Origin of the sequence: Paracoccus sp. SSJ, assembly GCF_030234105.1 — a bacterium.
Lineage (GTDB): Bacteria > Pseudomonadota > Alphaproteobacteria > Rhodobacterales > Rhodobacteraceae > Paracoccus > Paracoccus denitrificans.
Genome location: NZ_JASSPE010000003.1, coordinates 166472 through 191394 on the forward strand (window position 1 = coordinate 166472; position 24923 = coordinate 191394).

A 24923-nucleotide genomic window follows, 5' to 3' on the forward strand; every position below is an offset into this window, starting at 1 on the left:
GCCCGCTTTTTTCTTGGCCCGGCGGGGTCGGTCAGGTTGCGTCCAGCATCGACTTGATGACATCGGCCGGCAGCGAGGGATGCAGCGCCAGCTTGCGCGTCCGCTTGCCCTTGCGCGGGATCAGCAGCGCGCAGCGCGTGGCAAGGGCCTGCGAATGCTTGGCCGAACTGGCGGCGATCACTCCCGCACGCCAGCGTGAATGCGGACCGAAGCGCATGACGCTTTCGATGGTGCCGGGGACATAGCCCTCGGTCTCGGCGGAATCGATCAGCGCGTCATGGATGATGGGTGGCAGGTACATGAGGTGGAAGCTTGGGGTCAACATCTTACGCGGATTGTTAATCCCAGGCGCCGCCGATGAGTATATGCCCTTTTGAACAGGTCTGCCATACAAGTCATGCGCGTATGCAGGGGGCTTTGCTCGACCATTGGTCGAAACACGGTTGCAATGCCGCCCGCTTGCCTCGATCACCATGCCGCGGTTCAGCCGGCAGGGGCGAGCGCGATGCCCCCGGTGGCGGCCAGCAGCACGACCGCCCAGAGCGGCGCCTTCCAGGCGATGAGCGTCACGAAGCAGGCAAGCGCCAGGGCGAAATCCCGCATGCTGCCGATGGCGCTGGTGAAGACGGGCGCATAAAGGGCCGCGCCGAGGATGCCGACGACGGCGGCATTGGCGCCTCGCATGAGCGATTGCATCGCCGACATCGTCCGAAACCGATCCCAGAACGGCAGGATCGCGGTCAGGATCAGGAAGCCGGGCAGGAACACCGCGACAAGGGCGATGGTCGCCCCCGCAAGGCCATGCGGTTCGGGCCCCTGCACCGCGCCCAGATAGGCGGCAAAGGTGAACAGCGGCCCCGGCACCGCCTGCGCCGCGCCATAGCCGGCCAGGAAGGCATCCGCCGGAATGCGGGCCGTATCGACCATCTCGGCTTGCAGGAGCGGCAGGACGACATGGCCGCCGCCAAAGACCAGCGCACCGGCTCGATAGAAGCTGTCGAAGACGGCCAGGCTGCCCGATCCGCCGGCAACCAGCGGCAGCAGGACCAGCAGCGCCGCGAAGGCGACAAGGCTGATCGCCGCCTGGCCGTAGCTGACCGGCATCGAGACATGGCCGCCAATCGGTGCCGCGCTGCCCCGGCACAGAATCAGCCCGGCGCCGGCGCCCAGGACGATGGCCCCCAGCATGCCGAAGGTGCCGGGCAGGAAGGCCAGCAGGGCCACGGCCCCCGCCGCGATGCTCGCCCGTTCGCGATCCGGGCACAGGGTCCGCGCCATGCCCCAGACGGCCTGCGCCACGATGGCGACGGCAACGATCTTGAGCCCATGCAGGGCGCCGGCGCCAACCGGCCCGGAAACGGCGCTCGCCGTCATGGCAAAGACAACCAGCATCATCGCCGAGGGCAGCGTGAAGGCGGCAAAGGCTGCCAGGGCCCCAAGCCATCCGGCCCGCATCAGCCCCAGGGCAAAGCCCACCTGGCTGGAGGCCGGGCCGGGCAGGAACTGGCACAGCGCGACCAGATCGGCATAGGCGTGGTCGGACAGCCATTTCCGGCGGATCACCAACTCGTCGCGGAAAAAGCCCAGATGCGCGATCGGCCCGCCAAAGGAGGTCAGGCCAAGCTTGAGAAAGGCGGCGAAGACCTCTCCGGGCGTGCCCTGCTCCTGCTTCGTTGCGGTCGTATCCGTGCTGCCATTCATGGTTTCGGCCCCACCCTCGAATTCCCCTGGCCGGAATGTGAACCGCCCCGTCACCGAGACTATATGTCACCCATGTCCCGCGCTTCAAACCCGTCATTCGGGCCGGGCCATGGCTGTCCTGCGCTGTCGGCGCTTTCCATTGTGGCGGCCGGATCGTCAGGGCCGATTGCGCGCGCTGAGAACGGGCCTTGGGATCGGTCCCTGCAGCGCATGGCGGAAATCCCAAAGGAACAGCGCCCATCCCGCCATCCAGATCGATGCCGCGAGGTGCAGCAAGGCCTCTGGATCGCCGCAGCACATCCGCAGCCGGATCAGCGCCGAGGCGTGAATAAGGCAGAAGGCGACGGCAAGCGGGCGCGACACGAGCAGCCTTCCGCCCTTTCGGGCCATGGCCGCCCGTCCCATGATCGCAAGCATCATCGTGCCCATGGCGCCCATCGTCATGGCGTGCAGGGCCGTGGCCATGCCAGGACCGCCTGCCGAAAGCTGCGCCATGCCCGCCAGGATCAGGCCCACGGGCAGCCATAGCCAGGCCAGATGCAAAAGCAGCAGCGCCGGATAGCGGATGCAGCGCCAACTGCGCCAGGCGAGCATGCGGGCCAGTTGCAGCAGGCCCGAGACGACAAGAAGCGTCCCGGCAAGCACCGAAGCATCCTGAAGCAGCGCCGCGATGGCGGTGAGCAGTGCCAGAAACCCGCCGCCCGAAAGCCAGCGTGGGTCGGCGAAGGATGGGTTGCCCAAGGATGCCGAGGTCCAGCGGCGGGTGAAGGCGGCAACGGCGCGGCCGCCGACAAGGCTGATGAGCAGCGCAAAGAACAGTGGTGCCATCTGCTGCGCGGCGCTTTCGGCGGCGGGGCCGAAACCGCCCGTCGCAAGCGGCTCGAGGCAACCCAGGCCGAACGGCGCCAGTGCAAGCGGCAGCTTCCGCCAGGCTTTCGCCCTCGCGACCTCCCGGGAAAGCAGGCCGCCCAGGGCGAGGAAATAGGCCGCCGCGCCAATCGCTGCAAAAGGCGGCGGCATGCCGAGGAGAAAGGCCAGCCGCCCGGTAAACCAAAGTGCCACCATGGTCGCCGTTGCTGCCGGCGCAACCCGGGGCCGGCCCGTCCATGCGGGCAGCGCGGTCAGCAGATAGCCCCCGACCGCCGCGCCGCCCATGCCGAACAGCAATTCGTGCCGGTGCCACGACAGCGGGTCCGGGCCCATTCCCGGCGGCACCAGCCAGACCAGCGGGACGAGCACCGCCCAGAGGCCCGCAAGAAGAAACAGGGGGCGATGCGGCGCGAGCCACAGCCCATGGATCGGATGGCGAAGCATCAGGTATTGGCAGCCGCTGTGGTCTGAAAGCGCGGATGGGTCATCCGGCGTTCCAATGTGCATGCCGGGGCCGAGGATTGTCCATGCGCCACAGGCGAATCTTCGCGGCGCAGGACATTTTGCCGCAAATCCCAGCGCCGCCGAAGGTTCGCGTCCTTGCCGCAGCGGGTTCACCTGCGCCAGCGCCGGGCCACGCGTTCGTCGCCGGGGGCGCTGCGGCGGCAGCTTCACCTCTCCGGCGAGGTTCGGGAACGGGTCGACCCGGTTCGGCAGGGCCATGGCATCGACGAAAAGCTGCTGGAAATGCGGCTCGGGCGCGGTCTCGAGCTTTTCGATGCGCCGGACCGCCGGCTCTATCTCGCGTCGATGGCCGCGGTTGAGCAGCGCCATCATCGCGCCGGTGCCGGCGCGTTGCCGGACGAGATTTCCGCGCCTTCGAAGGCCGGGCCGGTGGGCGAGGAGGCGGCGGCGACCCGGCCGGCATGGCCCAGCACGGTCCCGGCATTGGTGCCGATATCGACCAGCAGCATCATGGGGTCCTGGCGATGCGGCCCCTCGGCCAGCGTGGCACCGGCTCACCGACCGGGACTGAACGACTAGGGCGTGATCATGATCGGCGTGCCGTCGCGCACCATGGCATAGATATCCTCGACCTCGGCATCGGTGACGGCGATGCAGCCGGCGGTCCAGTCCTGGCGCAGCCTGGACAGCGCCCGCCCCTCGGGGCCCTGGCCGTGGATGAAGATGTCGCTGCCGGCGCTGCGCCCCAGTTCGCTGGCCAGCACCGCGTCATGCGGATTGGGGTAGGAAATGCCGATCGACAGGTGATAGCGGCTGTCGGGGTTGCGGCGGTCGATGTAGTAGAGCCCCTCGGGGGTCTTGCCGTCGCCCTCGAACTGCTTGTGGCCCAGGGGCTCGTTGCCCAGCCCGATGCGATAGGCCTTCAGCACCGTGTTGCCGTTGAGCAGCAGCATCTGCCGCGCGCCCTTGTTGACGACGACCTGGGTCACGGGCGGGCCGGAATAGGTCTTGAACTTGCTGGGACCGCAGGCGGCAAGCCCCAGCAGAACCGCAAGTGCGACGATACGTCCCAGCCAGCCCATCATTGATCCGCGCCCCTCGATACGGTGTGTTTTGCGCCATTCTGCCCGTCCGACGCCTGCCGGGCAATGAGGCGAGCCTTCACGAAATCCTGATGCGATGCCCGCAGCGTGGCAGATTTGCCAAAGCCGCGACATCGCAGGGTTTTCCTGTTGCGGGAAAAATGCCGCCCGCTCATCATGCGCCCATGAACGACGAAGACGAACACCCCCAGCGCTACGGCCTGGTGAATGAGCTGCACGCCCGGCCCTCGCCGCGGCTCAAGGCGCCCTGCACCGCGGTATTCCTGGCGATCAAGGAACCGCGCGACGCGGCCAACCGCGACCGGGGCAGGGATGTCGCGCACCTTGCCGCGCTTTGCGCCCGGCACGGCGCGCCGCGCCCCGACACCAGCGCCGGGCATTACACGGCCCAGCTTGGCCGCCACCAGCTGCGCTGGGAAAGCCATACCGAGTTCGTCACCTATGCCGCCTTTGCGCCCGGCCTGCCGCCGCGCCCCTTCGATCCCTCGGCCGGGGCGATCTTTCCCGAGGACTGGCAGCATGACGCGCCCGGCAAGCGCATCGCGGCGGTGATGATCCAGGTCGATTTCCTGCCCGAGAACCCGGCCGACATCCTGCCGCGCCTGTCGGACTGGTTCGCGGCCGACAGCCTTGCCTCGGTCTGGGTGCTGGAGGAGGCGGCGGTGGTGGCCGGCGATTTCCGCATCGATCCTGCCGGCTGGATGCGCTTTGCGCTGTTCGTCAAGCCCGACACGCAGCCCGGCCGGATCGGGCGCATCGTGCAGCGGCTTCTGGACCTGGAGACCTATCGCGCCATGTCCATGCTGGGCCTTGGCCGCGCGCGCGACCTGACCCGGCAGCTCAATGCGCTGGATCCGCAGCTCAGCGACATCGTGCAGGGCATGAGCGACGAAAGCCGTCCGGCCGAGGCGGTGCTGCAAGACCTGCTTTCGGTCTCGACCCGGCTGGAAAGCGCGGCGACCCAGCATGCCTTCCGCTTTGGCGCCAATGCGGCCTATGAGGCCATCGTCATGGACCGCGTCGCCTCGCTGCGCGAGACGCGCTTCCTGGGTGGCCAGATGCTGACCGAGTTCATGGCCCGGCGCTATCTGCCGGCGATGCGCACCGCAAAATCGGCCGAAAAGCGGCTGGCCGCCATGCTGGACCGCAGCGAACGGGCGGGCGAGCTGCTGCGCACCCGCGTCGATGTCCAGCGTAGCGCCCAGAACCAGGAGCTGATGCAACGCATGGACCGGCGTGCCGACCTGCAATTGCGGCTGCAGCACACGGTCGAGGGGCTGTCTGTGGTGGCGATCAGCTATTACGCGGTCGGCCTGCTGGGCTATGCGCTATACCCGCTGGCCCATGCGCTGCATATCGACAAGGCGGTGCTGGTCGCCGCGCTGACCCCCATCGCCGTGCTTGGCGTCTGGCTGGGCATGCGGCGCATCCGGGCGCGGCTGCATGACGGCGGCCACTAGCGCCGGCAGCGCGTCTCGCCGATAAAGCCGCGAACCCCGAAGAAGGAGCGAATCGTGAGACATACCCTTTCCCTTTGCGCGCTTCTGGCCCTTGCGGCCTGCGGCGTGCCGCTGGTGCCCTTCGTCTGATGGCGGGGCGGCTTGAGATGTATGGCCTCGGCCATTGCTCGACCTGCCAGAAGGCGCAGGCCGAGCTGGAGGCCGCGGGCTGGCAGGTGGATTTCCGCGACGTGGCCAAGGCGCCGCTGGATCAGGACGAATGGCGGCGCATGATTGCCGAATTCGGCGAAAAGCTGGTGAACCGGGCCAGCCTGACCTGGCGCGGCATGTCCGAGGACGAGCGCGCCGGCACGCCCTTGCAGATGCTTTCGGCCAAGCCCTCGCTGATGAAGCGCCCGGCGATCGTCGAAGGCGACAAGCGGCTGCTGGGCTGGACCGCCAATGTGAAACGTGCGCTGGGGGTGGCGGCCTGAGCGCCGCCCCTAGACCACATAGCGGTCGCGGCGGTGGTTGATCGCGATCACCAGGTTCAGCACCAGCGCACCCAGGAAGGACCAGGCCACCGTCTGCCAGTCCCGCAGCATGAAGGCGCAGGCAAAGATGCAGGCGTCGAAGATCAGCTGCGTCCAGCCGGCGCGAAAGCCTGTCGCATCCTGCAAATACAGCGCGACGATGCCGATCCCGCCCAGCGAGGCGCCGTGCCGGAACAGCGCCAGCAGCGCCGAGCCGGTCAGGAAACCCACCAGCAGCGCCCCCACGGCCGGATGGACATGGCCGAATTGCAATGCCGGCGGCAGGATGGTGACCAGCACCGACATGGCCGCCACAGCGATGAAGGATTTCAGCATGAAGCCCAGCCCCAGCCGGCGATAGCCCAGCCAGTAGAAGGGCAGGTTCACCACGAAGAAGATCGGCGCGAAGCTCCAGCCCGTGGCATAGGAGATCAGGATCGCCAGCCCAGCCGTCTGGCCGGTGACGAAGCCCATATGGGTCAGCAGCAGCACGCCGGTCGCGGCCATGAAGCTGCCATAGGCCAGCCCCTGCGCGTCCTCGATCCGGCTGTGGCGTTTGGAAGGAATGTCGCTCATGCGCCTCTCTTGCCCGCGCCGGGCGGGACCGGCAAGGGGGGCTGCCCGGGGCAGATCAGCGCAGCGGCGCGACGTCGGGTCCGGTGGTTGTAGGGTCGGCGGTTGCGGTCGCGGCGGCGTCTTCGGGCAGGGTGGCGCGGTCGCTGATCGCATGGGTGAAGGCGCCGCGCGGTTCGCGGCGCAGCACCGAGCGCGGCCCGCCGGTGCGGAGGGTCTCGACCGTGCGGCGGTATCCGGCCTCATCCAGCGCACCGTCGGCGGCAAGAAGCCCGCCGATGCGACGCAGCATCCTGGCCTGCCGTTGCAAGGCGCCCGGGTCGGGATCGGGACCAAGGATCAGCCGGGCGCTGTCCTCGGGCTGCGCGACCGCCTCGCGCCAGCCGCGCATGCTGGCGCGCAGGAACCCTGACAGCCGTTCCTCGGCCTCGGGGGCGGCAAGCGTGCCGGCCAGGACGTAAAGCCCGTCCTCCAGCACTGCGGCGCCCTGGTCCTGCGGGTCGAGTTCGACCAGCCCCTCGTCCGGGGCCGGATCATAGCCAAGCGTGCTGATGCAGGCGGCCTGTTTCTGGCGCAGCATCTCGGTCCCCGGCCATTGCGCCAGCAATGCCACGCCGGACAGGCTGTCATCGGCCACCAATCCCAGCCGGTTCAGCCAGGCCAGCAGCGGATATTCCGTGCCGCCGAACCAGCTGCCGACGGTCTTGCCGCGCAGATCGGCGGCGCCTGCCACGCCCGCCTCGCGCCGACAGGTCAGCCGCAGCGCCGGCCGGGCGAAGATCTGCGCGATATTGACCACGGGCAGGCCGTTCTCGCGCGCGACCAGCGCGGTGGGCATCCATTCCACCGCCAGATCCGCCTCGCCCCGCGCCAGCGCCTCGAAGGGCGGGGTCGCGGGGTCGGCGGGGCGCAGCCGGACGGCCAGCCCTTCCTCGGCGTAATAGCCGCGCGCCTCGGCGATCAGGAATCCGGCGGATTCGGCCAGCGCCGGGCCGCGCAACTGCACGGTCAGCTGCTCGGCGCGCGCCGCCAGCGAGCCCAGCATCAGCAGCACTGCGGCCGGGATCAGCGATTTGGTCATCCATTTCATCGCCGGCCATGGTTAGACGGCCGGTGTCGGCACCGCAAGCCGTCGCACCCTGCACGATGCCGCGAGCGGCGGTCAGCCGCGCGAATAGACATCCTCGTAGCGCACGATATCGTCTTCGCCCAGATAGACGCCGGTCTGCACCTCGATCAGCACCATCGGCACCTTGCCGGGGTTTTCCAGCCGGTGGACCGCGCCCAGCGGCACATAGATCGACTGGTTCTCGGTCAGCAGGGTCACCGTCTCGTCAACCGTCACCCGCGCAGTGCCGGACACCACGATCCAATGCTCGGACCGATGGAAATGCGATTGCAGCGACAGGGCCGCGCCGGGATTGACGACGATGCGCTTGACCTGGAAGCGGTCGGCCAGCGCCAGCGTCTCGAACCAGCCCCAGGGGCGATGATCGCGCAGGAAATGCTCGGCCTGGCGGGCGCCCTTGGCCTTGAGCGCGCTGACCGCCTTGCGCACCTCCTGCGCGCGGTCCATGCTGGCCACCAGCACGGCGTCGTCGGTGGCCACGACCATCACGTCCCTGAGGCCGATGCCGACGACCTCGATCCCCTCGTCCTGCGCCCGCAACAGCACGTTGTCGCAGTCGATCGCGGTCGAGCGCCCATCCACCACGGCGCCGCGCTCGGCCGGTTCATCCCGCTGGATCTCGTGCCAGACCGCATCCCAGCCGCCCAGATCCGACCAATGGCCCGAATAGCGCACTACCGACAGGTTGCCGGCCTTTTCCAGCACGGCGTAGTCCACCGAGCGGTCCGGCAGCCCGTCCCAGGGCTCGGGCGCAAGCCGCAGGAAACCCAGGTCCATGCGCGCTTCGGTCAGCGCCGCCTGCACGGGGCCCAGATATTCCGGCGCATGGGTTTCGAAAGCCTCGACCATGGTGCGGGCGGCGAACAGGAAGATGCCTGCGTTCCACAGGAAATCGCCCTGAGCGATCATCCGTGCCGCATTCTCGGCATCCGGCTTTTCGACGAAGCGTTTCAGCACCAGTGGGCCTTCGCCGCCGTTGCCGCCCTCGGCCTCCATATAGCCATAGCCGGTCTCGGGGCGGGTGGGGGTGATGCCGAAGGTGACGATGCGGCCGGCCCGTGCCGCGGGCAGGCCCAGATCGACGGCGCGGCCGAATGCCTCGGTATCGGGCACGACATGATCCGACGGCGCGACCAGCAGCACGGCATCGGGGTCCGTCTCGGCCGCGCGAAGCGCCGCGGCAAGGATCGCGGGGGCGGTGTTGCGGCCCGAGGGCTCGATCAGGATCGCCGCCGGCGCGATGCCGATCTGGTCCAGCTGTTCGGCGACGATGAAGCGGAAATCGGCATTGGTCATCACCAGCGGCGCGCCGTAGCGCGGACCCGACAGGCGGCGGGCGGAGGCCTGGAACAGGCTGTCATCGCCCACCAGCGGGGCGAACTGCTTGGGAAAACTCTTGCGCGAGACGGGCCAAAGCCGGGTGCCCGAGCCTCCGGCCAGAAGAACAGGGGTGATCGTCATGAAAATCGCTCCATCGGCACGGGGCCGTTACCATACGCTTTCGTTATCCGGCGGCTTCCCTGCGCGCGCAAGTTGCGCAAAACGTCAGGATGCCCGGGATTGCGGTCGCAAATATGCCGCGCCGGGCCGTCAATAGCCGCGCGCCCGGTCCACCAGATGCAGAAGCGGCTCGTCCCGCATGGCGCGGCGCAGGTTCTCGGCCACGACCGGGGCGGCGCTGACCGGCCGGGTCTCGGCCGCGACATGGGGCGTGACGGTGACCCCGGGATGGGCCCAGAACGGGTGGTCGGGCGGCAGGGGCTCGCTGCGGAAAACGTCCAGCACGGCATGGCCCGGCCGGCCCTGGTCCAGCGCGGCCAGCAAGGCCCTCTCGTCGATCAGCGTGCCGCGCCCGGCATTGATCACCGTCGCGCCCTGCGGCAGCAGCGCCAGCCGGTCGGCGTCGAGCAGGTTGCGCGTCTCGGGCGTGTCGGGCAGCAGGCAGATCAGCACATCGGCGCGGCGCAGTGCCTCGGGCAGGGCCGCGCCGGCCAGAACCTCGATCCCCGGCACCGGGCGCCCCGATTGCGACCAGCCGGTAACGCGAAAGCCCAGACCCGTCAGCGCCGATGCCACCGCCCGGCCCAACTCGCCCATGCCCAGCACGGTCATGCCGCGCTCGCGTGCCAGCGGTGGGGTCAGGTGGTTGCGCCAGATGCGGTCCTGGGCATAGCGGTCCATGCCCAGATGCGCCCGCAGCGCCCAGCCGGCGCAATAGTCCACCATGCCCTGCGCCAGCCCCGGATCGACCATGCGGCAAAGCGGTTGGGTCAGGGTCGGATTGGTCACGATGCGCTCGACCCCGGCCCAGAGGCTTTGCACCAGCCGGGCGCGGGTGAAGGGCGTGAAATCCAGCACCGTGCCGTCCTCGGGATAGCCCGGCGCATAGATCAGCGCGTCGAAGCCGGCGGGATCGCCCTCGCGGCACAGCTCCATCTCGGGGCAGGCATCGCGCAGGGCGGGGGACCAGGCATCCCACAGCCGTGCGGGGGCGGCGAACAGGACCTTCATCGCCGCGCCTCAGCCCCGGGGGCGATGGACATGGGCCGATTGGACGATGCCAAAGGCCATCAACAGGATCATCAGCGAGGTTCCTCCGTAACTGACCAGGGGCAGGGGCGAGCCCTTGGCGGGCAGCATGCCCATCACCGTGGCCATGTTGATGGAAAAGTAAAGGAAGAACGTCCCGGCGATGCCGATGGTCAGCAGGCTGGCGAAGCGGTCGCGGTTGGTCAGCGCCGAATACATGCAGAACCCCAGGATCAGCACATAGAGCATCAGCAGGCTGAAGGCGCCGACGAAGCCGAATTCCTCGGCCAGCGAGGTGAAGATGAAGTCGGTGTGCTTTTCGGGCAGGAAGTTCAGCCGCGACTGCGTGCCCTGCATGAAGCCGCGCCCCGACCAGCCGCCCGATCCCAGCGCGATCTGCGCCTGCGCGATGTTGTATCCCGCGCCCAGTGGGTCCGAGCCCGGGTCGAGGAAGGTGTCGATGCGGCGGAACTGATAGTCGTGCAGTAGTTGCCAGTCGGTGCCGCGGCTTTCCATCACCGTGGTGACGCCGGCGACGACTATGGCGATGACGCCGGCGAAATACCACAGGCTGACGCCCGCCGCGAACATGACGATGCCGCCGCCGGCGACCAGCATGATCGAGGTGCCCAAGTCGGGCTGCATCAGCACCAGCCCGGTCGGCAGCAGGATCAGGATGACCGGGATCAGCACCCAGAACGGGCGCGAGACCTTTTCGACCGGCAGCCAGTCGTAATAGGCCGCCAGAGTCATCACGAAGGCGACCTTGGTCAGCTCGGACGGCTGGATGCGCACCGGCCCCAGCACCAGCCAGCGCTGCGCGCCCATGCCGACATGGCCGATCACCTCGACCAGCACCAGCAGGCCCACGCAGATCACATAGGAGGCCACCGAGATCGAGCGCCAGAACCAGATCGGCACGAAGGCCAGCGCGAACATCAGCACCATGCCGACGGCAAAGCGCTCCATCTGGGGGCCGGCCCATCTGTCGATATCGCCGCCCGAGACGGAATAGAGCATCAGAAAGCCGATGCAGCTGACGGCGGTGACCAGGAACACCAGCGGCCAGTTCAGGTGCAGGATCTTGCGCCAGCCCGTCGGCACCTGCGCGACGTGATAGTTCAGATAGCTCATGCGTCAGGCCCTCGCGCGGCCCTCGCCCTTGCGGGCCGAGGGGGTCAGGTTCATGCGCGACCATATTTTCTGGACCTTGGCGCGTTCGCTCTCGGGATAGGCGGTCAGCGGCGGCAGCCCGTCCGCCAGTGCGTAAAGCAGGATGTCGCGGGCGATGGGCGCAGCCACGGCCGAGCCGCCGCCGCCATGCTCGACCACCAGCGAAACCGCATAGCGCGGCCTGTCATAGGGCGCGAAACAGACGAAAAGCGCGTGGTCGCGGCGGTTCCAGGGCAGTTGTTCGTTCGAGATCACGCCGCGCGCGCGTTCGGCGGCGGTGATGTTGCGCACCTGGCTGGTGCCGGTCTTGCCCGCCATCTGCCATTCCGGCGCGATGATGCGCGCCCGCCGCGCGGTGCCGCGGCTGCCGTTCATCACCGCATCCATGCCTGCCCGTGCCGTGCGCAGGTTCAGCGGGTTGATGTCGAGTTCGGGCCATTCCGGCACCGGCTCGGGCTGGCCGTCGATGGCGCGCACCAGCCGCGGGGAGACCGCGCGTCCCGTCGCGACCCGCGCCGTCATCACCGCCAGTTGCAGCGGCGAGGCCAGCACGTAGCCCTGGCCGATCGAGGCGTTCAATGAATCGCCGACCTGCCATTCCTGGTCGTAGCGGGCCCGTTTCCAGGCGCGGTCCGGGGCGATGCCCTCGGCGATGGCGGACATGGGCAACTCATGGCGCACGCCGATGCCCAGCTTGCGCGCCATGGCAGCGATGCGGTCGATGCCGACGCGCTGCGCCAGCTCGTAATAATAGACGTCGCAGGAATGTTCCAGGCTGCCCAGGGCATCGACCATGCCGTGGCCGCCGCGGCTCCAGCAATGGAAACGCCGCCCGGCGACCTGGGTATAGCCGGGGCAATAGAAGCGCGAGCCGGCATTGATCACGCCCGCCTCCAGCCCGGCCAGAAGCGTCACCATCTTGAAGGTCGAGCCGGGAGGATAGACGCCCTGCACGGTCTTGTCGGCCAGCGGCCGGTGGTCGTGGTTCATCAGCGCCCGGTAATCCGGCCCCGAGATGCCGCGCACGAACTTGTTCGGATCGAAGACCGGCGAGGAGGAGATCGCCAGGATGTCGCCATTCGTGACATCGATCACCACCGCGGCGGCGCTTTCGCTGCCCAGCCGCTGGGTGGCGAAATTCTGCAGGCCCGCATCCAGCGTGGTCTGGACCGTGGCGCCCTGCTGGCCCTCTTGCCGCGACAGCTCGCGCATCTCGCGCCCGGCGCTGTTCACCTCGACCCGGCGCGAACCGGCCTTGCCGCGCAGAGGTTCCTCCAGCTTCGCCTCCATGCCGACCTTGCCCAGCTGGAACTCGGGCAGGCGCAGCACCGGGTCGGGGTTCTCGATCTTCGAGAGGTCGTAATCCGAGACCGGGCCGACATAGCCCAGCACATGCGCGAAATCGCCGGCGCGCGGATAGCTGCGCGACAGCCCGGCCTCGGGCGTGACGCCGGGCAGGGCAGGGGCGTTGAGCGCGATCGAGGAAAATTCGGCCCAGCTCAGCCGGTCGGCGACCAGAACCGGGGTGACGGCGCTGCGCTTGCGGATCTCTTCCAGGATATCGGCGACCTGGCGGTCGCTCATCGGGATGATGTGACGCAGCCGCGCGATCACGGCCGAGACGTCGCCCGCCTCCTCGCGGGTCAGGGTGACGCGATAGTTCTGCTCGTTCCCCGCGATGATGGTGCCGTGGCGGTCCAGGATCAGCCCGCGCGCCGGTGGCAGCAGCCGGATCTTGATCGAGTTGCCGTCCGACAGCATGCGGTATTCGTCGGCATGCTCGACCTGCATCGAGCGCAGCTTCAGCCCCAGCGCCGAGACGACCGCCGCCTGGATCGCGCCCAGCATCAGCACCCGGCGGGTGATCAGGCGGCCGCTTTCGACGATTTCGCGTTCCGACTTGCGCATGGCTCAGCGATGCCTCGTGTCTCGTTCGACGCGGCCCCGCGGCAGGCCAAGCGCCCAGCCGGCAAGTCCCGCGACCAGCGGATAGGCGGCAACCGTCGCGATGAATTGCAGGATTACCTGCCCAAGCGGCGGCAGGGGCAGGAAAAAGATCGCCAGCAGGACGCGGTTCGCCACCATCATCAACGCCAGAAGCATCGCCACCCGCAGCCATTCAACCATGAAAGGCAGTTCACGCCAACGCTGCTCGCGCTTTCTTGCGGCCTCGGTGCCGATCACGGCCAGCGCGGCGCCCAGGCCGATGGGGCGCATCAGCAGGATGTCCTCGATCAGGAACAGCGCGGCGATGGTCAGGACCGGCACCTGTTCGGGGCGGCGCAGCACCCAGACCAGCACCAGGCACAACGCCAGGTCCGGTCCCGGCCAGCCGATGCGGCCCGGCGCCAGCGGCAGAAGCCGCCAGAACAGGATCGCCAGGAACAGCGCCACGAACAGCGCCTGTCCCAGGATCCGCTGGCGGCCGGCGGGCTCAATCATCTGCGTCCCCGTTCCCGGCCTCGGCGGCCTGCGGATCGGCCAGCGGCGGCATGGGCGGGCCGATGAACTCGGTCGCCGGGGGCGGGATCAGCAGCCCGGTATCGGCCAGTTGCTCGGCCGGATGGCTGCGCAGCACGCGCAGGAATTCCAGCCGGCCGTAATCGGCGGCCAGCCGCACCCGCAGCCGGCCGTCGCTGGCCAGTGCCACCTGGCCCACCGGCAGGCCCGGCGGGAACACGCCTCCGTCGCCCGAACTGACCACCCGGTCGCCGGGACGCAGGTTTTCCGGGCTTTCGATGAAGTCCAGCGCCGGCAGGGTGGTGTTGTCCCCGGTCAGCAGCGCATGTTGCCCCGAGGGCAGGATGGTCACCGGGATGCGACTGGAGGGATCGGTCAGCAGCATCACCCGGCTGGTGGTCTGCCCCACGCCCGAGATGCGCCCGACCAGCCCCAGCCCGTCCATGGTCGCCCAGCCGTCGACGATGCCGTCGCGCGCGCCCACGTTCAGCAGCACCGATTGCCGGAAGGCCGTGCCGCTGTCGGTCAGCACCACGCCCGAGACCGAGGTCAGCGCCGGGTCGATCCTCACATTGTTCTGCGCCAGCAGCTTGGCGTTTTCCTGCTCGAGCTGAACCGCGGCCTCTTTCCAGGCCGACATCTTCTGCAACTCGCGGCGCAATTCCTGGTTCTGCTCGTAGAGCCGGGCATAGGACTGGAACCCCGCCACCATGCGCGAGACCTTGGTCACCGGCGCCATCACCCAGTCGAAGCTGGGCACGAAGCGGTCGATGAAGGCCGCGCGCATCCGTTCGGCCCTGGGGCTGTCGATCTGCCAGAACAGGAACACCGCCAGCAGCACCAGCACCAGCAGCGAAACCAGGATGCGGCGGACCGGAGCCGCGTAATCTGGGCCCTTGCGCGCCATGGGCCGAACCCGCTCAGCTGTCGTAGTCGATCACGTGGCGCAGCTGCTTTTCGAACTCCAGCGCCTTGCCGGTGCCAAGCGCCACGCAGCTCATCGGCTGGTCGGCCAGGCTGATCATCAGCCCGGTCTGCTCGCGCAGCGCCAGGTCCAGCTCGCCCAGCATGGCGCCGCCGCCGGTCAGCATCACGCCCCGGTCGACGATATCGGCGGCCAGGTCGGGCGGCGTCGCCTCCAGCGCCACCATCACCGCCTCGCAGATCTGCTGCACCGGCTCGGCCAGCGCCTCGGCGACCATGGCCTGGGTGATCTCCATCTCCTTGGGAATGCCGTTCAGGAGGTCGCGGCCGCGCACCATGATCGTGGCGCCGCGCCCGTCGTCGGGCATGCGGGCGGTGCCGATGCTGGTCTTGACCCGCTCGGCGGTGGATTCGCCGATCAGCAGGTTGTGGTTGCGGCGCAGGTAGTTGATCAGCGCATCGTCCATGCGGTCGCCGCCGATGCGGACCGAACGCGCATAGACCACGTCGCCCAAGGACAGCACCGCGACCTCGGTGGTGCCGCCGCCGATATCGACGACCATGCTGCCGGTCGGCTCGGTGATCGGCATGCCGGCGCCGATGGCGGCCGCGATCGGCTCGGCGATCAGCCCGGCGCGGCGCGCCCCGGCCGACAGCACCGACTGGCGGATGGCGCGCTTTTCGACCGGCGTGGCGCCATGGGGCACGCAGACGATGACCTTGGGCTTCGAGAAGCTGGTGCGCTTGAACACCTTCTTGATGAAATGCTTGATCATTTCCTCGGCGCTGTCGAAATCGGCGATGACGCCCTCGCGCATCGGCCGGATCGCCTCGATGCTGCCGGGCGTGCGGCCCAGCATCAGCTTGGCGTCCTCGCCCACGGCCAACACCTGCTTCTTGCCGTCCTTGACGTGATAGGCGACGACCGAAGGCTCGTTCAGGATGACGCCCTTGCCCTTGACATAGATCAGCGTGTTCGCGGTCCCGAGGTCGATCGCGATATCGGTGGAAAACAACCCGCCAAAGGCCATGTGAACTACCCCTTCCGCCGTCCCTGCCATGACGGCCGTTTCTGCCGTCCTTTTGCGAACGGCCATTGCCCGATTGCCCCGGCGAGTCGCCCCGTCGAAGGTGCTGGACATATAGGCCGAGCCCGGGCGCGGGGAAACCGGAAAAATGATGCGTCCCGTCCTGCGGGCCGGCGATCCGGGGCACGGGCCCCGCCGCTTGACCGGATGCTGCGGCTTGCTAGGCTGCCGCCGGTTCTGGTCGTGGTGAAAGGTGCAGGGTTTGCGGGACGAAATCGTTGGGATCTGCCGGTTTTCCTTTCTGGGCCGCTGCGATTGGGCCGGAACCGCGGCGCAGGGCGGCGACATCGCCGATCTGATGGCACGGCGCCGCGCCATGCTTTACGCGCCCGAGCGGCTGGAGCGCCGCTTTGCCGCGTTCGAGGCGCTTTGCCTGCCTTCGGTCAGGGCGCAGACCGACCCGGATTTCCGTTTCTGGCTGCTGACCTCGCCCGAGATGCCGCGCCCATGGCTGGACCGGCTGCGCGATCTTTGCGCGGGCGTGGCGCAGATCCGGCTGATCGTCTCGGACAAGCGCGAGACGGTGAACGCGCTGCGCGAGCCCCTGCGCGAGGCGGCCGAGGCCGCGGGCCGGCCGGTGATCCAGTTCCGCGTCGACGACGACGATGCCTTCAGCCGCCATCACGTCGCCCGCATCCGCCGCCATGCCCGGCGCTTTTCCGACCTGCCGGCCTTCGCCATCAGCTTTCCGCAGGGGCTGGTCATGGGCAGCTACGAAGGCGAGCCGATCAGCTATTGGCGCGCGCACCAGCCGTTTCTGGGCGCCGGGGCGGCGGTGCGCATGCGCGGGCCGGGGCGCTGCATCTATGCCTACAACCATTTCCAGCTGCCCAAATATTTCCCGGCTTTTACCGATGTGGACGGCCTCGGCTATGTGCAGACCCGCTGGGACGAGGGCGATTCCGTCGCCACCATCGTCGCCAGGTTCCCGAAATGGTTCCAGCAGCTCGGCCCGGCCGAATTCCAGCGCGAACTGGCCGAGGACTTCCCCTTCCTGCAAGGCATCGACCTTGGCTTCGTGGAACGCAAAGGGGCGGCCTGAGCGCCGCCCCTTGTCCGTGGTTTCGCAGGAGATCAGTGCGAATACATGCTGACCTGCTTGGCATCGGCGCCTTCGCCGACCATGTCGCGGCGCACCTTCAGCCGGTTCAGCGCCCCGACATAGGCCTTGACGCTGGCCAGGATGGTGTCGGTGTCCGAGGCCTGGCCGGTGGCGATGCGGCCCTCTTCCTCCATGCGCACGCTGACGGTGGCCTGGGCATCGGTGCCCTCGGTCACGGCATGGACCTGATAGAGCTGCAGACGCGCCCGATGCGGCCAGATCGCCTTGACGGCGTTGAAGCAGGCATCGACCGGACCGTCGCCCTCGGCATGGACGGTCTGCTCCTCGCCGCCGACCAGCATGGTCAGGTCGGCCGATTGCCCGTCGCTGCCGCAGACGACGCGCAGATGCTTGACCTGCAGATGGTCGTCCTCGGTATTCGTGGCTGCATCCTGGACCAGCGCGACCAGGTCGTCGTCATAGACTTCCTTCTTGCGGTCGGCCAGCGCCTTGAAGCGGATGAAGACATCCTTCAGCTGGTTGTCGCCCAGCTCATAGCCCAGATCCTTCAGCTTGGCGCGCAGCGCGGCGCGCCCGGAATGCTTGCCCATGGCGATATTGGCCTCGTTCAGGCCGATATCGGCGGGCTTCATGATCTCGAAGGTCTCGACATTCTTCAGCACGCCGTCCTGGTGGATGCCGGATTCGTGCAGGAAGGCGTTCTTGCCGACCACCGCCTTGTTCGGTTGCACGAGGAAGCCCGAGGCTTGCGAGACGCGCCGCGACAGGCCCATGATCTTGGTGGTGTCGATGCCGGTCGTATAGGGCATGATGTCGTGGCGCACCTTCAGCGCCATCACCACCTCCTCCAGCGCCGTGTTGCCGGCGCGTTCGCCCAGGCCGTTGATGGTGCATTCGACCTGGCGCGCACCCGCCTCGACCGCGGCCAGAGAGTTCGCCGTCGCCATGCCCAGGTCGTTGTGGCAATGCGTGGCGAAGACGACGGTATCGGCGCCCGGCACCCGTTCCAGCAGCATGCGGATCAGCGCGGCGGATTCGCGTGGCGCGGTATAGCCGACGGTATCGGGGATGTTGATGGTGGTCGCGCCGCATTTGATCGCGATCTCGACCACGCGGCACAGATAGTCGTGCTCGGTCCGGGTGGCGTCCATGGCCGACCATTGCACGTTGTCGCACAGGTTGCGGGCATGGGTCACGGTGTCGTGGATGCGCTCGGCCATCTGGTCCATGTCCAGGTTGGGGATGGCGCGGTGCAGCGGCGAGGTGCCGATGAAGGTGTGGATGCGCGGCTTCTGCGCATGCTTCACCGCCTCCCAGCAGCGGTCGATATCGGGAAACTGCGCCCGTGCCAGGCCGCAGATCACCGAGTTCTTGGCGCGCCTGGCGATCTCGGAGACAGCGGTGAAATCGCCTTCCGAGGCGATGGGGAAACCGGCCTCGATGATATCGACGCCCATCTCGTCCAGCATCTCGGCGATGTCCAGCTTTTCGGTATGGCTCATGGTGGCGCCGGGCGATTGCTCGCCGTCGCGCAGGGTGGTGTCAAAGATCAATACGCGGTTCAGATCGGTCATTTCGGGAATCCTTCTTCATGCTCGCAGGGGTCCGGGCACGAACCTGACTGAGCGGCGGCCCGGAGACCCGCTCAGCGCAGCGTAAGAAGAAGGAGACCGCGGGGATTCACGGCAGGGCGCGCGCGGTCTTGCGCGTGCCGGGCCGTGGCAATGATCTGCTGCATCCGAGTCATGGCGCGGACTATAAGACCCGCGCCACCGGCTTGAAAAGACGAAAAACACGCTGCCGCAGCAATTTCCCGCCCCGAAGCCCGCAGGGGCGATGCCGCCCCGCACCGCCCCCCGGATTTCTTCGTTCTTCAAATACTCATGCGACCGTGCCGGCGGCGGGGCGACTCAAAGCGCGCGCCAGCCGATGTCGCGGCGGCAGAATCCCTCGGGCCAGTCGATGGCATCCACCAGCGCATAGGCGCGCGCATGCGCCTCGGCCAGCGTCGAGCCGCGCCCTGTCGCCGCCAGAACCCGCCCGCCGGTGGCGACGATCTGCCCGTCCCGCCGCGCCGTCCCGGCATGGAAGACCATGCGGAAGCTGTCCTCGGGCAGCGCATCGAGCCCGCGGATCGCGCTGCCCTTCTCATAGGCGCCGGGATAACCCTTCGCGGCCAGCACCACGGTCAGGGCATGGTCCTGGGCCCAACTGACCGTCATGTCGCCCAGCCGGCCCTCGGCGCAGGCCAGGATCAGGTCCAGCGCCTGCGCGCCCAGCCGCATCATCAGCACCTGGCATTCCGGATCGCCGAAGCGGACGTTGTATTCCACCAGCCGCGCCCGGCCGTGTTCGATCATCAGCCCGGCATAGAGCACGCCCTGGAACGGCGTGCCGCGCCGCGCCATCTCGGCCACGGTGGGGCGCACGATCTGCTCCATCACCTGGTCCTGGATCGCCTGGGTCAGCACCGGGGCAGGGGAATAGGCCCCCATGCCGCCGGTATTCGGCCCGGTATCGCCGTCAAAGGCGCGCTTGTGGTCCTGCGCCGTGCCGATGGGCAGGCAATCCTTGCCGTCGCAAAGGACGAAGAAGCTCGCCTCCTCGCCGGCCATGAATTCCTCGATCACCACCTCGGCGCCGGCCTCGCCGAAGGCACCGCCGAAAGCGTCATCCACTGCGGCGATGGCCTCGGCCTCGGTCATGGCGACGGTCACGCCCTTGCCGGCGGCCAGCCCGTCCGCCTTGACGACGATGGGTGCGCCCTGTGCGCGGATATAGGCCCGCGCCGGTTCGGCCGCGTCGAAACGCGCCCAGGCGGCGGTCGGGGCGCCGCAGGCGTCGCAGACCTCCTTGGTGAAGCTTTTCGATGCCTCCAGCATCGCCGCCGCCCTGGACGGCCCGAAGGCCAGGATGCCCGCTGCGCGCAATTCGTCGGCGACGCCGGCGGCCAGCGGCGCCTCGGGGCCGATCACCACCAGGTCGATGGCGTTCTCCTCGCAAAAGCCGATCACGGCGGGGCCGGACAGGATGTCCAGATCCGCCAGCCGCGCCAAGGGTTCCATTCCGGCATTGCCGGGCGCGACGAACAGCCGGTCGCATTTCGGGTTCTGCCGGATCGCCCAGGCCAGCGCATGTTCGCGCCCGCCGCTGCCGAGGATCAGGATGTTCATGCGGAAAAGGCCCCCTTGCGAATGTCTGGCGACTTCTAGGAACTGGTCCGGCCCGGATCAATCCCCAAGAATCCGGCCTTGATCCCGTCCGCCCCCCGCGCCACAACCGATGGCATGGAGCTTTTCGAAGACACGCCCGCCAGCAATGCGCATGAATTCACCGTCTCGGAGATCTCGGGGGCGGTGAAGCGCGTGCTCGAGGGCGAGTTCGGCCGCGTCCGCGTGCGCGGCGAGATCGGCCGCGTCTCGCGCCCCTCGTCCGGGCATCTCTATTTCGATCTCAAGGACGACCGCGCCGTGATCGCCGCCGTGACCTGGAAGGGGCAGGCCGCGCGCCTGTCCACCCGCCCCGAGGAGGGGATCGAGGTCATCGCCACCGGCCGGCTGACCACGTTCCCCGGCCAGTCGAAATACCAGCTGATCGTCGAGGAGATCGAGCCCGCCGGTGCCGGCGCGCTGATGATGATGCTGGAGAAACGCCGCAAGGCGCTGGCGGCCGAAGGGCTGTTCGACGAATCGCGCAAGCGCCCGCTGCCCTACCTGCCGCGGGTGATCGGCGTGGTGACCTCGCCCTCGGGCGCGGTGATCCGCGACATCCTGCACCGGCTGCGCGACCGTTTTCCGACGCATGTGCTGATCTGGCCGGTGGCGGTGCAGGGCGAGGGCTGCGCGCCGCAGGTCACTGCCGCGATCCGGGGCTTCAACGCGCTGCCTTCCGACGGGCCGCTGCCCCGCCCGGACCTGATCATCGTCGCGCGGGGCGGCGGCAGCCTCGAGGATCTTTGGGGTTTCAACGAGGAGGCCGTGGTCCGTGCCGCCGCGGACAGCCTGATCCCGCTGATCTCGGCCGTGGGGCACGAGACCGACACGACGCTGATCGACTTTGCCTCGGATCGCCGCGCGCCCACGCCCACCGCCGCCGCCGAGATGGCGGTTCCGGTGCGCGCCGAACTTGCCGCACGCCTGACCGAGATCCAGGCCCGGTTGATGCGTGCCGCCCAGACCCGCAACCAGCGCCAGCGCCAGCGGCTGAGCGATCTGGGCCGCGCGCTTGGCCGGCCGCAGGCGCTGACCGCCCCGGCGCGGCAGCGGTTCGACCTGTTCGCCGAGCGGCTGGAACCGGCGCTGCGCGGTTTCGTGCGCGCCCGCCGCGACCGGCTGAACGCGCTGCCGCTGTCGCTGTCGGCCTTGCGCGCCATGCTGCGCAACCGGCGCGATGCACTGCAGGCGCAGGCGCAGCGGCTGCCGCTGTGCCTCGCGCGGCTGGGCCAGCGCCGGTCCGAGCGGCTGACCGACCTGGGTAGCCGGCTGGAGCGCGCCCGGGCGCGGATGCTGGCAGATGCCGCGCGCCAGATCGTTCGCGACCGCGGCACGCTGGACCGGCTGGCGGCAAGGCTTTCCGCCGCGGGGGGGCGCTTGCTGGCACCGCGGCGCGATGCGCTGGAACGGCTCGACCGATTGCGCCAGACGCTGGGCTATCGCGAAACCCTGCGTCGGGGCTTTGCCGTCGTGCACGGACCTTCGGGCCTGTTGACCCATGCGGCCGAGGCGGCGCAGACCCCGCGCTTCGAGATCGAGTTCCTGGATGGCCGCATGGCTGCGCGTCCCGACGCGCCACCGGCCAAGCCCGCCCGCAAGCCGCGCGAGCCCAAGGGCCAGAAATCGCTTTTCTAGGCCGTCCCGCCGCAGGGCGGGGCGTTGCCGGCTTGGGCGGGCTGCGCGAAACTGCCGCTTGGCCGGGGCTTTTCTCTCGCGGCGCAATGACCTATCTGCGACGGGAAGCGCAAGGAAGGCACCCATGGCCAAGATCACTTATATCGAGCACAACGGCACCGTCCACGAAATCGACGTCAAACCCGGCATGACCGTGATGGAGGGCGCGCGCGACAACGGCGTGCCCGGCATCGATGCGGATTGCGGCGGCGCCTGCGCCTGCTCGACCTGCCATGTCTATGTGGCCCCGGAATGGGTGGACCGGCTGCCGCCCCGAGACCCGATGGAAGAGGACATGCTGGATTTCGCCTGGCAGCCCGATCCGGTGCGTTCGCGGCTGACCTGCCAGATCAAGGTGACGCCGGAACTCGACGGGCTGGTGGTGAACCTGCCCGAACGCCAGATCTGAGCGGGGCCGCGCTCAGGCCTTTTCCTTGGCCGTGGGCGCATTGGCCCGGACCAGGTTGTCCATGAACTTGGCGAAGATCCGTTCGGCGAGTTCGCGGGTCGAGCGGGTATCGCCGTCGAACCACGGGTCGGTGCTGCGGGTCAGGAACATCATGTTCCCGCCCTTGACCAGGCAATGCAGCATCATGGTCGAGATGTCGATATCGGTATCCTCGGACAGGATGCCGAGCCGCTGCGCCTCGGTCAGCTTGCGGTGATAGAGGTCGCGCATCGAACTGGCATAGCGGTGCAGCGTGCCGCCGGGCCGGATCGGGCCGTTCAGCCCGTCGACCAGGAACCGGAACAGCGTCGGGTTGCTTTCGGCCCAGTCCAGATAGCTGTGCGCGATCGAATGCATCTGCTCGATCGGGTCGCTGGTATTGGCGGCGATCACGCCCTGGCGCAGCGCATCGTTCAGCAGCGTGACGGCGTGATAGACCAAGCCCTCATGCAGCTCTTCGGTCGAGCTGAACATGCTTCTGATCTCATCCTCGTTCGCCTCGACGTATCGGGCAAGTTCGCCCGGGTCAGAGGGAAGCCGCCCAGTCTCCTCCAGATGCTTCTGGGCGGCAAAAATCACGCTCTGATAAATATTTCCCCGGCCTTCCATCAGCCGCTCCCAAAGCCAATTCGTCCCAAGCCTAGCAGAGTTTCGCCAATGCGAAAGTCTGCAATCCATCGGCGTTGAAATTAGTTCAGCCTTCGCTGCGGGACTGGCGCTTGCGCTCGTGCGGGTCCAGATAGCGCTTGCGCAGGCGGATGCTTTTGGGCGTCACCTCGACCAGTTCGTCATCGTCGATATAGGCGATGGCCTCTTCCAGCGACATGCGCACCGGGGGCGTCAGGCGCACCGCCTCGTCCGTGCCCGAGGCACGCACGTTGGTCAGCTTCTTGCCCTTGAGCGGGTTCACCTCCAGGTCGTTGTCGCGCGAATGCTCGCCGATGATCATGCCCTGGTAGACCTGCTCCTGCGCGCCGATGAACATCTTGCCGCGCTCTTCCAGGTTCCACAGCGCATAGGCTACGGAAACCCCGTCCTCCATCGAGATCAGCACGCCCTGGCGCCGACCCTGGATCGCGCCCTTGTAGGGCGCCCAGCTGTGGAAGATGCGGTTCAGCACGCCGTTGCCGCGGGTGTCGGTCATGAACTCGCCCTGGTAGCCGATCAACCCGCGCGAGGGCACATGCGCGACGATGCGGGTCTTGCCGTGGCCGGCGGGCTTCATCTCGACCAGGTCGCCCTTGCGGGCCCCGGTCAGCTTGTCGATCACCGCGCCGGTATATTCGTCGTCGACATCGATGATGGCTTCCTCGATCGGCTCGTGGCGCACGCCGTCGATATCGCGGAAGATTACCCGCGGGCGCGAGATCGACAGCTCGAATCCCTCGCGACGCATGTTCTCGATCAGCACGCCCATCTGCAATTCGCCGCGGCCCGAGACGACGAAGGCGTCGCCGCCCGGCGTGTCCTCGACCTTGATCGCGACATTGGTCTCGGCCTCTTTCATCAACCGCTCGCGAATCACCCGCGACTGCACCTTGTTGCCGTCGCGGCCGGCCAGCGGGCTGTCGTTGATGCCAAAGGTGACGCTGATCGTCGGCGGGTCGATGGGCTGGGCGGGCAGGGCGGTCTCGACCTCGAGCGCGCAGAGCGTATCGGCCACCGTGGCCTTGGACATGCCGGCGATGGTGACGATATCACCCGCCACCGCTTCGTCGATCGGCTGCTGGGTCAGGCCGCGGAAGGCCAGAACCTTCGAGACGCGGAACTGCTCGATGCGCTCGCCGTCGCGCGACAGCGCCTTGATCGTGTCGCCGGCCTTGGCGCGGCCGGCCTCGACCCGGCCGGTCAGGATGCGGCCGATGAAGGGGTCGGCGCCCAGCGTGGTCGCCAGCATCCGGAAGGGTTCGTCCTGGCGCGAGATCTGCCGGGGCGCCTCGACATGGCGCAGCACCAGGTCGAAAAGCGCCGACATGTCCTTGCGCGGTCCCTCCAGCGTCTCGTCGGCCCAGCCGCCGATGCCCGAGGCGTAAAGATGCGGGAAATCAAGCTGTTCGTCGCTGGCCCCCAGGTTCGCGAACAGGTCGAACACCTCGTCCAGCGCCTTGTCCGGGTCGGCGGCGGGCTTGTCGACCTTGTTCAGGACCACGATGGGCCGCAGCCCCAGGGCCAGCGCCTTGGAGGTCACGAACTTGGTCTGCGGCATGGGACCTTCCGCCGCATCGACCAGCAGGCAGACTCCGTCCACCATGCTCAGGATGCGCTCGACCTCGCCGCCGAAATCGGCGTGGCCGGGGGTGTCCACGATGTTGATGCGGGTGCCCTTCCACTCGACCGAGGTCGCCTTGGCCAGGATGGTGATGCCGCGCTCGCGCTCGATGTCGTTGCTGTCCATCACGCGCTCGGCCACGGCCTGGTTTTCGCGGAAACTGCCCGACTGCTTCAATAGCTGGTCGACCAGCGTGGTCTTGCCATGGTCGACGTGGGCGATGATCGCGATATTGCGGATGTCCATATGGGGCCTTTTTCAGAATTTGCG

22 protein-coding genes are annotated in these 24923 nt (G+C 68.2%); 5 read left to right on the top strand and 17 right to left on the bottom strand.

The features are described from left to right. Window positions 1–31: 31 nt before the first annotated feature. The 4 genes from QPR87_RS04695 to QPR87_RS04715 form a co-directional block, all read right to left on the bottom strand. A complete protein-coding gene (locus QPR87_RS04695; RefSeq protein ID WP_199766593.1) occupies window positions 32–301 on the bottom strand; it encodes a hypothetical protein in 270 nt (89 codons plus the stop codon). Between the two features lie 182 nt (window positions 302–483). Beyond that, window positions 484–1701 carry a chromate efflux transporter gene (gene chrA / locus QPR87_RS04700; RefSeq protein ID WP_285048585.1) on the bottom strand — a complete coding sequence of 406 codons (1218 nt, stop codon included), beginning with the start codon at window positions 1699–1701 and terminating at the stop codon, window positions 484–486. Window positions 1702–1857: 156 nt separating this feature from the next. Next, entirely contained in the window at window positions 1858–3594 is a 1737-nt protein-coding gene (locus QPR87_RS04705) for an NnrS family protein (RefSeq protein WP_502921597.1), read from the bottom strand. Between the two features lie 17 nt (window positions 3595–3611). Further along, window positions 3612–4121: a L,D-transpeptidase family protein gene (locus QPR87_RS04715; protein ID WP_011750277.1), complete on the bottom strand. Its 510-nt coding sequence runs from the start codon at window positions 4119–4121 to the stop codon at window positions 3612–3614. A gap of 182 nt (window positions 4122–4303) precedes the next feature. Between QPR87_RS04715 and QPR87_RS04720 the strand changes: the two genes are divergently transcribed. Then, window positions 4304–5599, top strand: coding sequence for a DUF3422 family protein (locus QPR87_RS04720; RefSeq protein WP_041530644.1), 1296 nt, complete (start codon window positions 4304–4306; stop codon window positions 5597–5599). 128 nt (window positions 5600–5727) lie between these two features. Beyond that, window positions 5728–6072: an arsenate reductase family protein gene (locus tag QPR87_RS04725; protein ID WP_041530440.1), complete on the top strand. Its 345-nt coding sequence runs from the start codon at window positions 5728–5730 to the stop codon at window positions 6070–6072. A 9-nt stretch (window positions 6073–6081) separates the two neighbouring features. On the opposite strand, the gene QPR87_RS04730 is transcribed toward QPR87_RS04725, so the two are convergent. The 9 genes from QPR87_RS04730 to QPR87_RS04770 all read right to left on the bottom strand — a co-directional run bounded on the left by QPR87_RS04730 (window position 6082) and on the right by QPR87_RS04770 (window position 15930). Next, a complete protein-coding gene (locus QPR87_RS04730) occupies window positions 6082–6687 on the bottom strand; it encodes a YitT family protein (RefSeq protein WP_011750274.1) in 606 nt (201 codons plus the stop codon). Window positions 6688–6742: 55 nt separating this feature from the next. Next, complete coding sequence (locus tag QPR87_RS04735) at window positions 6743–7765, bottom strand: ABC transporter substrate-binding protein (RefSeq protein ID WP_285048588.1); 1023 nt, start codon at window positions 7763–7765, stop codon at window positions 6743–6745. A gap of 81 nt (window positions 7766–7846) precedes the next feature. Next, window positions 7847–9274 (bottom strand): mannose-1-phosphate guanylyltransferase/mannose-6-phosphate isomerase, encoded by a 1428-nt coding sequence (locus QPR87_RS04740; RefSeq protein ID WP_285048589.1) that lies wholly within the window; start codon window positions 9272–9274, stop codon window positions 7847–7849. Between the two features lie 129 nt (window positions 9275–9403). Continuing rightward, window positions 9404–10324, bottom strand: a complete 921-nt coding sequence (locus QPR87_RS04745) for a 2-hydroxyacid dehydrogenase (RefSeq protein ID WP_285048590.1) — start codon at window positions 10322–10324, stop codon at window positions 9404–9406. A gap of 9 nt (window positions 10325–10333) precedes the next feature. Then, window positions 10334–11476, bottom strand: a complete 1143-nt coding sequence (gene rodA, locus QPR87_RS04750) for a rod shape-determining protein RodA (protein ID WP_011750270.1) — start codon at window positions 11474–11476, stop codon at window positions 10334–10336. A gap of 3 nt (window positions 11477–11479) precedes the next feature. Continuing rightward, complete coding sequence (gene mrdA, locus QPR87_RS04755) at window positions 11480–13423, bottom strand: penicillin-binding protein 2 (protein WP_285048593.1); 1944 nt, start codon at window positions 13421–13423, stop codon at window positions 11480–11482. Between the two features lie 3 nt (window positions 13424–13426). Next, window positions 13427–13957, bottom strand: a complete 531-nt coding sequence (locus QPR87_RS04760) for a rod shape-determining protein MreD (RefSeq protein WP_285048595.1) — start codon at window positions 13955–13957, stop codon at window positions 13427–13429. Then, entirely contained in the window at window positions 13950–14882 is a 933-nt protein-coding gene (gene mreC, locus QPR87_RS04765; RefSeq protein WP_285048596.1) for a rod shape-determining protein MreC, read from the bottom strand. Before mreC ends, QPR87_RS04760 begins: the two co-directional genes overlap by 8 nt. A gap of 13 nt (window positions 14883–14895) precedes the next feature. Continuing rightward, a complete protein-coding gene (locus QPR87_RS04770) occupies window positions 14896–15930 on the bottom strand; it encodes a rod shape-determining protein (RefSeq protein ID WP_041530439.1) in 1035 nt (344 codons plus the stop codon). Window positions 15931–16180: 250 nt separating this feature from the next. On the opposite strand from QPR87_RS04770, the gene QPR87_RS04775 reads away from it, so the two are divergent. Then, window positions 16181–17029: a putative rhamnosyl transferase gene (locus tag QPR87_RS04775; RefSeq protein ID WP_285048599.1), complete on the top strand. Its 849-nt coding sequence runs from the start codon at window positions 16181–16183 to the stop codon at window positions 17027–17029. A 32-nt stretch (window positions 17030–17061) separates the two neighbouring features. Here QPR87_RS04775 and QPR87_RS04780 read toward each other — a convergent pair whose 3' ends face one another. Next, window positions 17062–18624, bottom strand: a complete 1563-nt coding sequence (locus tag QPR87_RS04780; protein WP_285048601.1) for a 2-isopropylmalate synthase — start codon at window positions 18622–18624, stop codon at window positions 17062–17064. Between the two features lie 336 nt (window positions 18625–18960). After that, complete coding sequence (purD, locus tag QPR87_RS04785) at window positions 18961–20223, bottom strand: phosphoribosylamine--glycine ligase (RefSeq protein ID WP_285048603.1); 1263 nt, start codon at window positions 20221–20223, stop codon at window positions 18961–18963. Window positions 20224–20337: 114 nt separating this feature from the next. On the opposite strand from purD, the gene xseA reads away from it, so the two are divergent. Both xseA and QPR87_RS04795 read left to right on the top strand, forming a co-directional pair. Continuing rightward, window positions 20338–21897 carry an exodeoxyribonuclease VII large subunit gene (xseA, locus tag QPR87_RS04790; protein ID WP_285048683.1) on the top strand — a complete coding sequence of 520 codons (1560 nt, stop codon included), beginning with the start codon at window positions 20338–20340 and terminating at the stop codon, window positions 21895–21897. A gap of 124 nt (window positions 21898–22021) precedes the next feature. Next, window positions 22022–22345, top strand: coding sequence for a 2Fe-2S iron-sulfur cluster-binding protein (locus tag QPR87_RS04795; RefSeq protein WP_024844753.1), 324 nt, complete (start codon window positions 22022–22024; stop codon window positions 22343–22345). A 12-nt stretch (window positions 22346–22357) separates the two neighbouring features. Here QPR87_RS04795 and QPR87_RS04800 read toward each other — a convergent pair whose 3' ends face one another. Then, complete coding sequence (locus QPR87_RS04800) at window positions 22358–22858, bottom strand: TetR/AcrR family transcriptional regulator (RefSeq protein ID WP_233901910.1); 501 nt, start codon at window positions 22856–22858, stop codon at window positions 22358–22360. Between the two features lie 220 nt (window positions 22859–23078). Then, the gene (typA, locus tag QPR87_RS04805; protein ID WP_285048607.1) at window positions 23079–24899 is read right to left on the bottom strand and encodes a translational GTPase TypA; all 1821 of its coding nucleotides are present in this window, start codon (window positions 24897–24899) and stop codon (window positions 23079–23081) included. Between the last annotated feature and the right edge of the window lie 24 nt (window positions 24900–24923).